Source organism: Larkinella arboricola, assembly GCF_003259745.1.
Lineage (GTDB): Bacteria > Bacteroidota > Bacteroidia > Cytophagales > Spirosomataceae > Larkinella > Larkinella arboricola.
This window is the reverse complement of the sequence record NZ_QLMC01000001.1, coordinates 1,668,387-1,684,539: the sequence shown is the minus strand read 5'-3', so window position 1 is coordinate 1,684,539 and position 16,153 is coordinate 1,668,387. Positions and strand designations below refer to the sequence as shown.

Sequence of the window (16,153 nt, the reverse complement as noted above, 5' to 3'; positions counted from 1 at the left end):
CCTAACGTTTTTTTATAACCACCGGCTCGCCCAGCGACCGGATTTCCATCTTCGCCGTTGTGGCTTTGGAGCCCTGAAAATTTCCGTCCAGCCGGATCGTGTTCAGACCGTTATTAAGTTTAGGAAGCCCGCCTGCCAGCGGAACGGTTTTGAGCACCTGCCACTGCTTATCCAGCAGGTTGATGGCTTTCCCATCACACTGCACAATCTGGCTTTCTTCGAGCGTAAACGGAAGCTCAATGCGGTGGTGGCTGTTGATCTCGATCACCGGATTGTCCAGCGTAGACCGAACTCCCTTTTCGCCGGAAGTCAGTTGCAGCGTAAACCGTAAGGCTTGTTCGGCATTCGGATTGTTGAATTCAAACGTGGAGGCAACGGGTTCGCCGGGCTGCCGGACTTTCTGTTCATGAACCAGATACGCCTGATGCACGGGTGTCAGCAGCCAGCTTCCTTCAGCGGTATTTTCCAGATGAAACTCCCGGTTGATGTCGCGCAACTGCACCTTCTGTTCAGCCGAAAAAGCACCCGACAGGCGGGCCGTTTCCCAGGTCCTGATGGTAGTTAGAAGCGTTTCGCTGAAACCGTGTTTCTGAAGCGCGTCAATCGAAGTGGCCAGTCCGAAACCCGCGTCGAAACCCGCAGACCGGGCCAGCATCCACTCCAGATCTTCCAGACTGGTTCCGGGCCCGATGCTGAACCAGCCCAGCATTCCCGGCATCAGATTTCGCCGGAAATAATCCTGATTTTTCAAGCGGTACTGCGTCTGACTTTCCCGAAAACCCGCATACCAGGGCTCGCCCCAGTTCATGCGGGTGAAGGTGTGCCAGAAATAATGGCCCGGCGTACTGGCATCGTTAATTACCGCGCCTTTCAGCTCCGGTTTCAACTGGTCGTACCAGGTTTTGACAAACAGTTGCAGACCGTACTGCCCCAGCCCCGTCGCCCAGCAGCCTTCCAGCCCGTCGAAAGAAATCTGGCGCAGACCGGTTTCGTTGTAGAGCCTGGCCAGCGTGCTCGCCATTTCGGTTTGCAACGCATAGTCGGCCAGAAAAACCTGATAGCCGTGGTCCATCAGTTTGCTGATCGTATCCCCGGCCTGATGTGGTTGCGGACTGGTTTTAAACGCTCCCCGGGTGCAATCCAGCAGGGTCCACGGCGCACTTTCCGACACCGCCCGGTAGCGGATAATTTCCTTACCCACCATCACGGCTTTGAGGTTGTTGTTCTTCATCTGGTTGAAAAACTCCGGCGATTGAATGACCAGTTGCGTTGCCTTTTCATCCACCGGGGCCGCCAGAACGCTTCGGCCCACTTTAGCCAGCCGCTGATCGGGCACCGGCGTTACGTAGGGGTCATTGGTGGTGATAAAGTTGGATAAGGTGTGAAGCCCCACCCGCAGACCAGCCGCTTCGGCTTTTTCGACGCAGGCCCGCATACTGGCCCAGTTGTTTGGAAACTCCCGCTTTTTCAACTGAAAATGCCCCCAGTTTTCGAACGGACCGCCGTGGTAGAAATACCGTAAACCGGCTTTTTGCGTCAACGCAATGGCTTGCGAAACGTTTTCCTCGCCAAAATCCATAATCAGATAGGAAGCCGAAGCCGCCGGATTTTGCTTGCCCCAAACCCCGTCGATCATCGGGTGCGGTAACCCCTCGGCCAGTTCAATTTTCCCGATAACGGTCAGCAGTTCCGCTTCGGGCGCCCCCCACAAGGCAATCTTGGAACCGATCACCCCACCATCTTTAAAAGCCGGAGCCACGTACTTCGGGTGTTCCCAGTTGGCAATAACCCGGTCGCTGAACCGGTTGCGGCAGTAGGCCTGAATCACGCTCCCGAAAGACGCGGGTTTGGCGGTCTGGCCCCGGTAAAGCACCTTCTGATCGCTGGCTACGTCCACCAGACTGCCGGTTTGAAAAATATCATAGGCCGGGTCGATATCGTTTTCGTAGGTCGGATAACCGCCCAGCGTTTTGATGTTCAGCGCCTGAATGCCGATACCAAACGAGCCGTCATGCACCACGCCCACGGTTTCACCAATCTGCTCCCGGATGGTAGTCGGATACGGTCCCCACAAAACCAGTTTGATGTCGTTGCGGGGAGTAAGGGAAAGCAGTTCAAAACGCAGGTAACTTCCTTTGTTTTCGGCGGCAACGGTAGCCGTATATCCGCCCGGATAGCGAAGAATGATTCTTTTTTTACCGGCACTGTACTCCATCGATGACGGTTTGATGGCCACCGAATCTTTCATCAGCGAAAGCAGCGGAGCCGACTCGCCTTTCGGAACATACTCTCTGGCAGTCGCCTTGTCCATCAGGCTGTACAGATGGCCCGACCGATCGAAACTGAACCGGAGGTAATCGGTGGTAAATACCGTCGGAGCCGGGGCCCGAAATGCGGAAAGTCCGGCCAGCAAAACGGCGAAAAGGGCAATTCGATACGTATAGGAAAGAAGGGAGGTCATCAGGCAATGGGAATGGTGAAGAAACGCTTTTGCCGAACCGTAGTGGTTGACTACGGTTCGACGTAAAATCAAGTCTTACTGGAGAGTCGGGTCAAACGTGCCGCCCCAGTCTTTGTTTTGTTTCAGCTTGGGATTCTTTTCAATTTCGCCCTGCGCGATTGGGAAGAAATAGTACGACTCGGGCAAAACCATCTGCCGGGGTCCGTTGATAATCAGCTCCCGGACGGTATAGGTAAAGTCGGTCGGTACAAACACTTTGGAGCGGTCGTTGGGGTCCAGGCCGGGTTTCAACTGAGCTTGCAGACCCGATTTGGCTTTACCGTTCAGCTCGGACATTCTCCGGAGCCTCCGCATATCCCAGAATCGCTTGCCTTCAAACGCAAACTCGATAAAGCGTTCCTGATAAATAGCGTCGCGCATTTCCAGACGGGTCATGCCGTTTTTCAGACCGTACAGGCCGTCGGTTCCGGCTTCGATTCCGGCCCGCTGCCGGATTTGCTTTAATACCGCCAGTGCTTCGTCCGAATGCCCGGTTTCGTTGGCAGCTTCGGCAAAGTTCAGCAGGACTTCCGCAAACCGAATCTCAACCCAATCGACGGCGTTTAGAGCCACCTGGGCCTGGGACAACGAGTTATCGACACCTTTACGGGTATAAAAACCGGATCGGTTGAATTGCTGACCGGGCCCGAAACCATCAACCAGACCACCCAGTTGTAGGTCCGTATACTGTCGGTAATCGGCCCGAACACCCAACGGAAAGATGGAACCGTTATAAGCAATGGTGGCGTCGAAACGCGGGTCACGGTTTTGCCAGAAGGTCTGGACATTGTAGGGATATTTGGTCGAAGTGCCCGGTTGTTTGCCATCTTTCATTGGATACTGTGACACCAGATCCCAAACCGGATTGTCGGCCCCGGTGCAGTCCTTCGACTGTCCGAGCGGCCGGATGCAGTGTTCCATCCGACCGTTTATTTTCCCGGGATTCTGGTAAATCACCGTCATAATATCCTCCCGGTTTCCTTCGTTCATCCAGATGCCTGCGTAGTCGGGATACAGACCGTAGCCGAGTCCTTCCAGAAACTCCCTGGCGGTTTTGTTGGTCGTGTATGCATCCGCCCAGTAGCTATTGCTGTACGGATTAGCCGGATTGAACTGCGGACTGGCCTTGTAGAGCATCACCCGACCTTTGAAAGCCGTAGCCGCGGCCTTGTCCATCCGGCCAAAATCAGCACCGGTGTATTTGTCGGGCAGCATCTTGATGGCGTTGTCCAGGTCCTGCAAAATGAAAGCAAAACACTCGGCGGTGGAATTACGGGCCACGCTCAGCGAATCCGTTAACAGCTGCGGCTTGTCCAGAATCGGGACACCCCCGTGGTAGACGACGGCTTTGAAATAATGAAACGCCCGTAAAAAATGGGCCTGCCCCTTGAGGCTGTTCTTGAACGCTTCCGGCAGGGTTCCGCCGTCGATTTCCGTCAGCAGAATATTGATTTTTCGGATGGTATTATAGGGCCAGTACTTAAAATTATTATTGGAGGTCGTCACGTAATCGGGGCCGAGAACGTTGGCGCTTTCGTCGGCATAATCGCCCTGATTGACCGGCCAGCCCGGCAGCGACGCGTAAATATCCACCAGGTAGGCATTGGCCAGATTCTGGTCCCGCCAGACCTCGCTGGGGTTATAAGCCTGCGGGTTTTGCAGATTGAGCAGCTCGTCGTTTTTACAACTCTGAATGAAAGCCGTTCCGGTTAGCAGGCAGCAGACGATGGATAGTATCTTTTTCATACGGTTTCAGGGTTAGAAGTTGACGGTCAGGCCCGCCGAGAAAGTCTTCATGAGGGGGTACGAATCCAGCGTGTTTTGCTCAGGGTCCATGACTTTGATTGGCGAAATCACAAACAGATTACCGCCGTTGAGGTACACCCGGCAGGATTGCATCTTAAGCGTACTGATCCATTTCAGCGGCAGATTATAGGCCAGCGTAATATTGCGAAGCCGCATATAGGCCCCGTTTTTCAGCCAGAACGTAGACGGTGCCGGACCAAACTCCTCCGACCACTGGCCCGCGCGCGGATAGGGGGCATCGGGGTTGTCGGGCGTCCAGTGATCGGTCCACAGGGCAAAATACGGACGGTCGCCGGTCTGGAAAACGCCCCCGCCGTTGAGCGTGCTGATCATCCGGTCGTAGGCACCCACGCCCTGAAAAAGCACGTCGAGCGACAAACCTTTCCACTCGCCAAACAGCGTAATGCCGTAATTGAGCCGGGGAATACCGTTGTCGGACAGATAAACCTGATCGTATTCCGTGATTTTTCCGTCGGGCGTGTCGCTGCTCCAGTCTGTTCCGCGAATGTCCTTGTAAAGAATGGTGCCCAGCATCGGTTTACGGCCAAACTGCGTAAAACTGGCGGGCAACGCTTCCAAGGTGGCCTGATCGCGGATAATCCCGTCGGAAACGTACCCCATCACCCGGTTTCTGGGGTGTCCGATGGCCGAGCGCCAGGGATCCAGACCGGCGGCTTCATCGAGCAAAACTACCTTGTCGCGGGCGTACCCCATGTTCGCACCAACCGAATACCGGACGTTGCCAACCCGGTTGTTGTAGGTCAGGGCGGCCTCAAATCCTTTGACATCCATCTGGGCGTAGTTTTCCGAGCTTAAGTTAGCGCCGTATGTCCCCGGAATCACCCGGATGCGCTGGCCCAGAATGTCGTAAGTATGCCGGTAAAAATAATCCACCTCGCCGGTCAGTTTCCCGTTCAGCAGACCAAAGTCAATTCCGGCATTGTAGCTTAGGGCCTTTTCCCAGGTAATGTTTAAGTTGGGTGGCGTTCCGGCCTGAATACCGTTGTAGACCGAGGTCCCAAATACGTAGGGCAAACCCGCCCTGTAGTTGGTCTGGGCCTGATAGGCTGCAATTAAGCCCGCGCCGTCGTCGCCGAGCAGACCAACCGAACCGCGCACTTTCAGGAACGAAATGACGGGCACTTTAAAGAATTTCTCCTCCGACAACACCCAGGCCGCCGAGCCGGAAGGAAAGAATCCCCAGCGCGAATTTTCCGGAAAAATGTAGGAACCGTCGTACCGGAACGAAAACTCCGCGATGTATTTATTGCGGTATTCGTAGTGCGCCCGGCCCACCCACGACGCCCGGGCATTGTGGTATTCGTTGCCATCGAAGGTGCGCTTGGTGCGGTCGGTGGAGGCATTAAAAATCTGATCAACCTCGCGGCTCAATAAATCCTGGGCACTGCCGCTCAGTGCATTACCAACGGCTTTCTGCTGTTCGTAGGCCAGCAGCCCGGTAACGTGATGGGCGCCAAACGTCCGGGCGTAATTCAGAAACCAGTTTAACTGATACGCCTTGTCGAACGAGGCATTCTGCACCACCTGATCGTAGGAACTCGACAGGTTGTGTACGTTCACCTGACCGGGATCAATCGGGCCCGGCAGGTAGCGGTTGGTAGTCGAACCTGGCAGAAACTTGTAGCTTTTGTTGAACAGGATAAAATCCTTGGCGTTTCGGTCGCTGGCCGTGTAGTTATACTGAAAGCTGGTACTCAGGCCATCGATGAACGGTATTTTCAGATCAAACCGGCCAATGGCGTTCAGGGTCCGGTACGTCAGCCGCCGGTAGCCGCCGTTCTGCACCAGTTCCACGGGGTTCCAGCCACCGTTGCTGACGGGAAACCCGTTTCTGTAATCGTCGGTCGGCTTGCCCTGCGCATCGACGTAAAACGGATACAGCCGCGTCCAGTTGAACGTCGCCCGGTAAAAATCGGCGATGGTATACGATTCGGGCTCATCATACGGCCAGTAAAACCGGTCCGACTCCCGCTGCGTACCGCTGACGTTCAGGTTGACACTCATGTAATCGTTAATCTTGGCCGTTACATTCGAGCGAAAATTATAGCGTCCGTAATCCGTATTCTTGAACGAACCCATCGACTTGTTAAAACCCGTCAGCATGTAATAGGAGATGTTTTCGCTGCCGCCGTTGACGCTGAAATCGTGCTGCTGCGAGGTCGGATTCTGCCAGATCTGGTCCAGAATGCTGTAGCTCTTATCCTTGAAATAGTCGAAAATTTCCTGCGTAATGGGTTTCGGATTTCCGAAGGTTTCGGCCTGGTCGTTGATGTACTGCAACTCTTCTGTAGCCGAGTAACTTTGCAGCGGGCGGGTGGTCCGCTGGGCCGAAAATACCGTTGAGTAGCTGAATACCGGTTTCTGGGCCTTGCCGGATTTGGTTTTCACCAGGACCACCCCGTTGGCCCCCCGCGCCCCGTAGATCGAAGCGGTGGCCGCGTCTTTCAGAATACTGATGCTTTCCACCTCGTTGGGCGCCAGCGCGTCGAACAACGCTTTGGACTGCACAATACCGTCGATGACGTACAACGGCGCCGTGTTATTAAACGACCCGACACCCCGAATCTGAATTGTCGAGGGGGCGCCCACAAAGCCCGAATTACCCACCACATTGACGCCCGGCACCCGCCCCGCCAGTGTATTCGACAGGGCCGCCGTCGGAATCGACGCAATGGCCTCTCCTTTCACCGAACCAACGGCTCCGGTCAGGCTCGCTTTGCTTTGTGTACCATACCCCACCACCACAATTTCGCTCAGGGACTGCGCATCGGGCGCGAGTGAAATGCTTAGGGACGTTTCGTTACCCACCGCTACCTCCTGCTTCACGTACCCGACAAAACTAAAAACCAGCGTAGCTCCCTCGTTTGGAATCGTCAGCCGAAACGTTCCTGCGCCGTCCGTTGTGGTCCCGCGCGACGTTCCCTTGAGCACCACACTGACGCCCGGCAAAGCCGCCCCTTTTTCATCGGTAATCTTGCCGGTAACATCCCGGTCCACCGATTGGGCCGGAGCCTGCGCACCGTCGCCCGAATGATCCGGGGCCGGTTTCGGCGGCAGGTTGATAAGGATAATCTGCCGACCCGCAACGTTGTAGGTGATCTGCAACGGTTTCAGGAGCTGATCCAGCACTTCGCCCAGCGTAGCATTCTGGACATTGAGGGTCACCGTCCGGTTCGACCGGATGATCTGGGGGCTGTACGAAAACCGAACGTCCGTGGCCTTCTCGATGTCGCCCAGCACGGCTTTTATTTTCTTCTGGGACGCCTGAATACTTAGCCGGCGGTTAAGCAATTCCTGTGCGGACAGATCATTGGCCCAAGACATCCCGAAAAAGAGACAGGCCAGAAAGATTTGTACCAACGATAGCTTCATAAATTGGGTTAGTAAATGTTTTGCACGCTTCATACGTTTGGTTGTTTTGTTCGAAATCGTGAAAAATCTGGCAAATAGATTCCCTGCACAGTCCGGAAGGCTGTGTCAGTAGAGAGTTTGGGCCAGCGATGCGTGCACACATCGCCCGCTCTTTTCGGAAGAAACTAGGAGTGTACGTTTAGAATCATAGAGGCAGCAAGTTTAGTTGAACACGCATTGAATGAACAATCTTAATCTGACTCTCAGGGCTGTTTCGATTAATCAGCCTTACAACCCGGCGAAGTAATAATTATCTGAGCTTCAACGATTTCGTAGGTGGCACCGATGGACTGACAGATGACGTTTATTTTCTCCGCCAATGTTTCATCCGTCAGCGATGCGGTAAGCTGGCAATTTTCCACGGCTTCTTTATCTACCACGATCTCAATGCCGTACGCTCTTTCGAGTTGCTGAAAAACCTCCGTCACCGGCGTTTCGTCATAGACAAAGCTGGGCCGGCGTTCCCGCTGGGGCAAAATCACAACGGGATTGTCAACAAGATCTTTTTTGAACTGCTCGTTCTGCCGGGTAAAAACCACCTGCTGGTTGGGTAACAGTAGCACGCCCGCCAGTTGCCCGGTCGACGGCTTCTCGGTAGCTCTATATCGATATACGGTCACACGCCCCCTTTGTACCCGTACCGTAACCGCTTTATTTTTCGCAAAGGCATTAACCTCAAAGCGAGTCCCCAACACGCGCGTGACAACGTCGTCGGCATACACCAGAAAAGGTTTCTGCGGCTGGCTGATCACGTCAAATATGGCTTTCCCGGACAGATAAATGGTTCGGTTGATTTTGCCAAAATCCTTTGTGTAACTCAACCGGCTGTTCGGAAACAACAGAACGGTTGTTTGGTCGGGTAGACGGACGGTTTGAACGCTGGTATCTAAATTTACCTTTTCAATCACTGGTTCCTGAACCGCAGCTAGTTGCTGTTCATAGCTCGATGCGGGAGCGTTCTTCGGCGTTTTTGTCCATATAAACACACCCGCCACCACCAGGAAACAAGCAGCTACGGCATATGAAATCCAGTTTTTCCGCCAGAGCGGAGTAACGGACACCGCATCGTTGTGCAGAGAATTGGTAGCCTGAATCCGTGCCAGCAAACGGGATTCGGCTTCTTCGGATAAATAAGTGCGGGTATAGTCGCTAAATCCTAACTGAACGGCTTCGAGGAGCTTTTGGGCCTGCCGCCAATCCGCTTCCTGATCGGGATTGGCCACGAGCCAGTTTTGCCAGAATTGAACCGATTGGGCCGTCGGCTGTAATTGATGTTGCAAAAACGCATCGTCAGTTACAAAATCGGTAATGCTGAAATGTTTGTAAGGGTTCTGCACGGAATAGCCGGTCATTTGCAGTAGATGACATTGGCTTATCGTTCATACTCAGCGGAAAGGAATTTTTATGAAAAATTTAAAAAAGCAGCCAGCCACGCATTTTCTCCACGGCCCTAAACACCAGATTCTGGGCCGATTGCCGGTTTAGGAGCATCATTTCGGCAATTTGGCCATAGTCCATGTTTTCGACAAACCGCAACCGGATGGCTTCCTGCTGCCGATGCGGCAACTGGCTAATCAGTCTCTTGACCAGTTCCTGCCGGTTCAGAACGTCTTCAGTAAGGGCCATTACGTCTTCTGCCGACGGTTCGATCCAGAGGTCATCAAATTCTTCCGCCGTAAGCGATTGGTGCGGTCGGTCACCACGTTTGAGCAGGTGCAGAATGCGGACTTTCAGTGACTTGAGCAAATAATACCGAACATTATCCGGGACCGATAAGCGCGTTTTCCTGGCCCAGATTTCGGTAAATACATCATGAATGCAGTCAAAAACGAACGCTTCAGAAACGGGAACCAGGCTCATGCCGTAGCGGTACATCGCTTTTACATGCAGGCGGTAAAGCTGCGTGTACGCGTCCTCATCGCCCTGCTGAAAGTCCTCCCATAACCGGCGTTCGCCCTGACTGTCATTCATGAAATCTAGCTCTATTAATAACCGCTTTACACCGCGTCCGACAGGCTGCTGAACGTGAAATCCCGGATTTTCATCGGCGGAATCAGCACGCCCCCGGTGCGGACGGGTTTGCCCAGCGCTTCGACGTTGTTGAGCATAATGACCGGACTTTCGTTGAACCGGAAGTTTTTGACCGGGTATTTAATCTGGCCATTTTCCACGTAGAACGTACCGTCACGGGTCAGGCCGGTATACAGCAGCGTTTGCGGATCGACGGCGCGGATGTACCAGAACCGGGTTACCAAAATGCCCTTCTGGGTACTTTTAATTAAATCGGCCAGCGACTGACTGCCGCCCTGCATGATGAATCCGCTCGGGGGCGGGGTGGCTTTTACGCCCTTGCTCTGCGCCCAATACCGCGAATAACTCATGTTTTTGATGATGCCATTCTCAACCCAGAGCGTTTTTTCCTGCGGACGGCCATCTACTCCGCCCCCACCGCCAAACCGGCCACCGCCCCCCCCGACAAACGGCGAACCCGGAATCTCAACATTTGCCGGGTCGGAATAAATCGTAATCCGCTCGTCGAAAAACTTCTCGCCCAACCGGGTTCCTCCGCCTTTTCGGCTCAGGAAACTCCGGCCTTCTTCGGCATTACGGGCATCTAAGCTATTCATCATCAAACCGATCAGATCACCCGCGGCCGTTGGCTCCAGAATAACGGTATATTTTCCCGGCTCCAGGGCCCGCGCTTTAGTAGACGCCAGGGCTTTCTGCATGGCAATCTGAGTGGTTTCCTTCGTACTGAGTTTCGACACATCATTATAATCGCGGGATGCGTAACCGGAACCCGTGCCGTCAGCCGTCCGGGTCGTTACGGAGAAATCGACGGACGTATACGGATTGTACCCAAACAAGCCTTTGCTGTTGGCAATGGCCGTAAAACCGGTTGTATCTTCCATGTAACCGGCCGCCGTCAGATTCTTTTTGCTGCACGGATCAATGCTGTCAAAAGCCGCCTGCGCCCGAAAAGCCGGGTCCATTTTGGCCGTACTTTCGGCGTAGGAAGCGGTTTCGATGTACTTCTGCGGCCCCAGCATCGGCACGTACTCCGGGTTTTCGGGGGCCAGCCGCGCAATTTCTTCGGCTCGCCGGACGGTTTTTTCCAGCGACTGATCGTCAAATTCGTTGATGGTAGCCGAGCCGACTTTTTTGCCAAACACCGACGTAACCGCCAGCGCCAGGTTGTCGGTTTCGCCACTCGTGGACACGGTATTGCGGGCGTAGCGGATGTTACCGGTGCGGTTGCCGCTCAGACTGACGCTCGTTTCGTCGGCTTTGGCATAGCTCAGCACCTTGTCCAGTATCTTTTTTGCTTCTTCTTTCGTCAGAATCGCCATGTCAGTTTGTTGATTTACGGTTTCAAATCTTCCGTCCGGTGTTGATGACGTTCACGCCGTTGAAGCGCGTCGTGGGGCAACCGTGCGACACGGCGCTGATCTGCGAAGGCTGACCTTTGCCGTCGAAAAACGAACCGAACGTCCGGTAATCGTCCTGGTCGCAAAGCTGTGCGCACGAATTCCAGAACTCCTGGGTGTTGGACTGATAGGCTACGTCGTCCAGCATGCCGGCGATTTCCCCATTTTTGATTTCGTAAAATAGCTGTCCGCCAAATTGAAAGTTATACCGTTGCTGATCAATTGAATACGAGCCCCGACCGAGAATATAAATCCCTTTATCGACGCCCTTGACCATGTCGGAAGCCGAGCGTTTTTCGGTAGCGGGTTTCAGGGAAACATTCGGCATTCGCTGAAACTGGATCGAATCCCAGTTGTCGGCGTAACTACAGCCGTTCGACTCCGTACCGCCCAGAATTTTGACCTGATCGCGCGTCGCCTGGTAATTGACCAGAATACCGTCCTTGATCAGATCCCACTCCTTGGTAGGCACTCCTTCATCGTCGTAACCCACGGTTCCGAGGGTGTAGGGCTGCGTTTTGTCGGCAACGATGTTGACCAGTTTGCTGCCATACTGAAAGTTTTTCGATTTCCATTTATCGAGCGTCGCGAAACTGGTCCCGGCGTAATTGGCTTCGTAGCCCAGCACCCGGTCCAGCTCCGTGGCGTGGCCAATCGATTCGTGGATGGTCAGACCGAGGTGGTTCGGGTCCAGCACCAAATCATATTTGCCGGGCTGCACGGTTTTGGCCGTAAGCTTTTCCCGGGCCTGTTTGGCCGCAACGGTGGCATCCTCCACCATATCGTAGGAGTTGCGGTAACCGATCAGACCATTTGGACCGGCAATTTTATCCGTTGCTAGACCGTCCAGGTATTCGTAGCCCATGCCCATCGGCGAGCTAAGCGCGTCGCGGGTCTTGAATTTTCCAGCCTGCCGATCCACCGCCGTGACGGTAAACGTGGGCCAGATGCGGTGAATATCCTGATCGATGTAGGAGCCGTCCGTTGAAGCAAAGTATTTTTGTTCGTTGATAAAGAACAGGTTGGAGGTCACAAAACCGGCCCCGTTTTTCATGGCGGCATCGTTTACCTTCATCAGCAGATCGATCTTCTCCTGCACCGGCACCTCAAACGCATTTTTCTTCAGGGGCGTTTTCCAGCTTACTTCCCCAACGCCTTTCTGCGGGGCCAGATCAACGGGTTCTTTCTGAATTTTGGCGTTGGCTTTGGCGATGGCCACGGCGGTTTCGGCGCAGCGGGCGATGGCGTCGGGCCGAACATCGCTGGTGGCGGCAAAACCCCAGGTGCCATCGACAATCACCCGAATGCCCACCCCGTACGATTCGGCATTGGTGATGTTCTGCACTTTCATTTCCCGCGTAAACAGGAACTGCTGTAAATACCGCCCAATCCGCACATCGGCGTAGGTGGCTCCCTTACTTTTGGCGGCATTCAGGGCAACATCAGCCAGCTTCTTTTTCTGGGCCGCATCGGCACGGGGTTCCAGGAGTCGCCCCACCGGAACGGCTTCACCCAGTACGGGAACTGATGCGCCCATGAGTGCCCCCAAGCCCAGGCCAGAGAGCTGGATAAAATCCCTTCGTCTCATTTTGTTGATGGATTAGTAAAGTCGAAAGTTAGGAAAGCCTGTGAATTTGAAGGCTATTTTCTGCAAAAAACCAAAATCAGTTGCCCAAATAGCCTATTATAAACTTACTAAATTGCCTAAAAGTAGGCAGAAAGCCAAACAATCGTTGGTTTTCTGCCTACTAAAACTATCACCGTGAAACGTCTCTCTCCTCGTCCACTCAGCCTTTCCGGCCTGGGGAACGAGAACAAGGCGAGTTGGGGGTTACTTTGCAAGTTGGCCGATAATCAGAAGCTGGCTGGCATAGACGGCATTTTCGGTGTACCGTCGCGGATCGGTGATGGTCTTATTACGTTTCTGGAGAATGGCGGCTTTGTCCAGCGGTTCGGGCGAGACCGTCAGCGTAATGGTATGCAGCTGATTGGGTAACGTAGGCAGAAAGAAATAGTGCGAACGGTAATACGTCGCGTAACTGTCAAAGCGCGGGTAAAGCGCAGCGGGGGCGTCGTCGACGGTAACCGCATATTGTCCGCAACCGGGCCCGATGACATCGTAAAGCCCCGCAACGGTTCCTTTGAACTTCACCTGAATAGCGGCCCCCGGCTGGCTAGATTTCACCAGGTACGGAAAGCGGTTTTTCAACTGACGGGCCACGGTATCATCATCCGGGTTGAGTTCCAGCCAGTTGCCCTGTTTGGTCAGTGACTGAACGGAAATCATCTGCGCATCTTCCCAGTTGTCGGCCACAAACGGTTTGGGAACGGTATGCGCACCGGGCCGCCCAACGGTAGCGATCTGTTGCATGGCTTTGCTCAGCGCTTCGGTATACAGCCGGTGGCCGGTATCGGAATACGGGTGCGTTCGATCCGGCGCAAAAACCGTCTTGTCGGGATAGTCTTCTTTTTTACCCCCCCACACCAGTTTTCCCTGCCGGTCGAGCCGAATCACTTCCAGGCCCATGTGTACCGACGGAATGCCGTAATGGTTGGCAATCTGCTCCATCGCCCGCACGGAATTGGGCATCCGACGAGCCAGCAAAACCGGCGCCATCGGTGCGTTCAGGGTGTACACGAAACAAATGTCGGTTTTGCGGTTTTGTCGCCAGATTTGCCGCACGATTCCTTCCATTGCCTTGTGAATCTTTTCGGGCTGCTGACCACTGTCGTTTACCGCAAATTCGACAAACACCAGATCCGGTTTATGGACCAGTACGTGCTGCTGAAGCCGAAAAACGCCCAGATCAGAGCCGGTCCCGCCAATGGCCGCGTTGATGTGCGTCAGGGTTGCTTTGGGATATTGCTGCTGCAACCATCCTAGCGACTGCTCGCGCCAACCGTTTTTAGCCTCGGTAATGCTGCCGCCAAAGTACGCAATGGAAACCGGGCCGCCTTTTCGAAGTTTCTGAAAGAAATTGGGCAAACCGTCCCGAATCAGAAACTCCCGGCTTTCTGACAACGTATCGGTTTGGGCCTGAACAAACCCGGTCAGGCTACATAAAAAAAGCGAAAAAAAGACGATGAAATTGACGCGCATAAACAGGGTATATTGAAAAAAAGGTTATACCACCGGTTTTTTACTCCGTGGAATAACCTTTTCATAATTAATAACTTTAAAACGAATACAATGGATTAATAACCCGGATTCTGTTTCATGCCGGGGTTGGTGTTGGTTTCAAACTCGAGCGGAGGAATCGGCATGGCGTAATGTTCGTCGCGCCAGACAATCTTCCGGCCAGCCGCTACGGTTTTGAAAAACGCGGCTTCTTTTGGGCCCAGTTTCAACCGGCGGACATCTTCCCACCATTTGGCTTCACCAAAAAACTCGGCCCAGCGTTCGTACAAAATCGGATCGTTGGCCAGGTGATCATCGGCGGGGGCTTTCGTGCGGGCGCTCAGGCTGGGGTAGTCCACGGGCGAAGCCGCATTCGGATTATACCCATAAGCCCGTCTTTTCACTTTATTGACGTACTCGAGCGCCAGCGCCGGATCAGTCGCCTTCATCACTTCGGCATACATCAGATAAATATCAGCCAGCCGGATGAAGTAAAAATTAGCACCGGCTACGTTCTTGGTTTCTTCCAGTTTGCCATCGAGGTACTGGTTTTTCCGCAGCGGCCATCCGTAAAAATCATTGGCAGACAAGCCCGTTGCTGGATCAAGTGTGTACCATTTTCCGAATTCGGCCTGTGCCACCTTGTAAAACTTACCATACACCTTTACCGAGTCGATAAAGGGCTGCAAAGCCGCCACGTACAGCCGGGGGTCCGGGCCGTCGGCCTGTTTTCCGGCCTGTGCGCGCCGTTGCCGTTGTTGCGTCAGGTAATCGTCTTTCAGCTTCCAGGTGCCGTTTACGGACTCCATCGCCCGAAATGGCGGCACATCGGTGTACCCAAACCGCACCAGGTTCCGGTCGTGCATGAACTGGTTGCTATACCCCATCGCTTTGCGCTCATTATCAACGTTATCGATATAAAAAGGCGTATACAGCAATGAAACCGTTGAACCCGTATTCTGCGAGCGGGAACCGTTATTATGGGTCAATTCGGGAGACGCCCGGTTGCCCACTTCGTAGAACGATTCACTATTGTATTCAAATTTGGTGTCGCCGTTGAACATGTTTCTGTAATGATCGAACGTCACCAGCGACTTACCGCTGTTTTTGATGCAGTCTTCCAGGTAAATTTTGGCACTATCCGGTTTTTCGGCGAACAGATACGTCTTTGCCAAAGCCGCTTTGGCCGACCACTTGGTGGCACGGCGGTTGCTGTTCTGACCCTCCAGCAACTTCTCAGCCTTCTTAAAATCCTCAATCATAGCCTGATACGAGTCCCGCGTCGTCGCCCGCGGAACGGACATGGCTTTGAGTTCTTTCGGAACGGATCGAATGATGGGTACGCCCATGCCGTCCAGATTCGGCTGGCCGTACAGGGTCTGCAAATGCCAGAGGTAAAAACCGCGCAGGAACAGCGCCTGGCCTTCAATGTTGTCAATGGCCTGTTTTTCGGAAACCGGGGCGATGGCGCGGTATTGCTGAATGGCTTCGAGCGTGCTGTTGGCGAAGTAAATTCCTTTCTGAATATCCCGCCACTGCTGTTGCACTTTGTTTTCACCCAGCCTCGCCGTACCGATGCATATACCAATCCAGGATTCGTCACCCCGCCATTGCAGATCAACCGTATGGTCGAGGCAGAAAACGGAATAACCATGCCAGTAATGGCCCAGAAAACCCCACTCGTGCTGAACGCCGTAGACCGAAACAAGCATCAGATCGAGGTGAGATAGCGAGGTCGGAAAGTCGGCGGGAGAAATCGAGCCGGTGTCCTTTAAGTCCAGATAAGTTTCTTTGCAGCCGCTCAGGCAAAAAGTCGAGAGCGCTACGGTTATTGCTGCGAGTATTTTTTTCATCATCTTGAAGAATTAA

At 53.8% G+C, this 16,153-nt stretch carries 9 protein-coding genes; all 9 read right to left on the bottom strand.

Annotation, left to right across the window (positions count from 1 at the left end; all coding sequences use genetic code 11):
* Window position 1: 1 nt before the first annotated feature.
* On the bottom strand, window positions 2-2,461 hold the full coding sequence (locus LX87_RS06610; RefSeq protein ID WP_111627332.1) for a hypothetical protein: 2,460 nt from the start codon (window positions 2,459-2,461) through the stop codon (window positions 2-4).
* 75 nt (window positions 2,462-2,536) lie between these two features.
* Window positions 2,537-4,246, bottom strand: a complete 1,710-nt coding sequence (locus LX87_RS06605) for a RagB/SusD family nutrient uptake outer membrane protein (RefSeq protein ID WP_111627331.1) — start codon at window positions 4,244-4,246, stop codon at window positions 2,537-2,539.
* A gap of 12 nt (window positions 4,247-4,258) precedes the next feature.
* Window positions 4,259-7,699, bottom strand: a complete 3,441-nt coding sequence (locus tag LX87_RS06600) for a TonB-dependent receptor (protein WP_170139313.1) — start codon at window positions 7,697-7,699, stop codon at window positions 4,259-4,261.
* 257 nt (window positions 7,700-7,956) lie between these two features.
* Window positions 7,957-9,090, bottom strand: a complete 1,134-nt coding sequence (locus tag LX87_RS06595) for a FecR family protein (protein WP_111627329.1) — start codon at window positions 9,088-9,090, stop codon at window positions 7,957-7,959.
* A 61-nt stretch (window positions 9,091-9,151) separates the two neighbouring features.
* Window positions 9,152-9,709: an RNA polymerase sigma factor gene (locus LX87_RS06590; protein ID WP_111627328.1), complete on the bottom strand. Its 558-nt coding sequence runs from the start codon at window positions 9,707-9,709 to the stop codon at window positions 9,152-9,154.
* A 26-nt stretch (window positions 9,710-9,735) separates the two neighbouring features.
* The gene (locus LX87_RS06585; RefSeq protein WP_111627327.1) at window positions 9,736-11,088 is read right to left on the bottom strand and encodes a TldD/PmbA family protein; all 1,353 of its coding nucleotides are present in this window, start codon (window positions 11,086-11,088) and stop codon (window positions 9,736-9,738) included.
* Window positions 11,089-11,110: 22 nt separating this feature from the next.
* Window positions 11,111-12,754: a TldD/PmbA family protein gene (locus tag LX87_RS06580; protein WP_111627326.1), complete on the bottom strand. Its 1,644-nt coding sequence runs from the start codon at window positions 12,752-12,754 to the stop codon at window positions 11,111-11,113.
* Window positions 12,755-12,997: 243 nt separating this feature from the next.
* On the bottom strand, window positions 12,998-14,266 hold the full coding sequence (locus LX87_RS06575) for an SGNH/GDSL hydrolase family protein (protein WP_111627325.1): 1,269 nt from the start codon (window positions 14,264-14,266) through the stop codon (window positions 12,998-13,000).
* 95 nt (window positions 14,267-14,361) lie between these two features.
* A complete protein-coding gene (locus tag LX87_RS06570) occupies window positions 14,362-16,140 on the bottom strand; it encodes a RagB/SusD family nutrient uptake outer membrane protein (RefSeq protein WP_211325274.1) in 1,779 nt (592 codons plus the stop codon).
* Window positions 16,141-16,153 lie beyond the last annotated feature (13 nt).

Bases quoted from the DNA above. Each gene is read 5' to 3' on its own strand.
- LX87_RS06610 (WP_111627332.1), bottom strand. From the start codon at position 2,461: ATGACCTCCCTTCTTTCCTATACGTATCGAATTGCCCTTTTCGCCGTT.
- LX87_RS06605 (WP_111627331.1), bottom strand. From the start codon at position 4,246: ATGAAAAAGATACTATCCATCGTCTGCTGCCTGCTAACCGGAACGGCT.
- LX87_RS06600 (WP_170139313.1), bottom strand. From the start codon at position 7,699: ATGAAGCTATCGTTGGTACAAATCTTTCTGGCCTGTCTCTTTTTCGGG.
- LX87_RS06595 (WP_111627329.1), bottom strand. From the start codon at position 9,090: ATGACCGGCTATTCCGTGCAGAACCCTTACAAACATTTCAGCATTACC.
- LX87_RS06590 (WP_111627328.1), bottom strand. From the start codon at position 9,709: ATGAATGACAGTCAGGGCGAACGCCGGTTATGGGAGGACTTTCAGCAG.
- LX87_RS06585 (WP_111627327.1), bottom strand. From the start codon at position 11,088: ATGGCGATTCTGACGAAAGAAGAAGCAAAAAAGATACTGGACAAGGTG.
- LX87_RS06580 (WP_111627326.1), bottom strand. From the start codon at position 12,754: ATGAGACGAAGGGATTTTATCCAGCTCTCTGGCCTGGGCTTGGGGGCA.
- LX87_RS06575 (WP_111627325.1), bottom strand. From the start codon at position 14,266: ATGCGCGTCAATTTCATCGTCTTTTTTTCGCTTTTTTTATGTAGCCTG.
- LX87_RS06570 (WP_211325274.1), bottom strand. From the start codon at position 16,140: ATGATGAAAAAAATACTCGCAGCAATAACCGTAGCGCTCTCGACTTTT.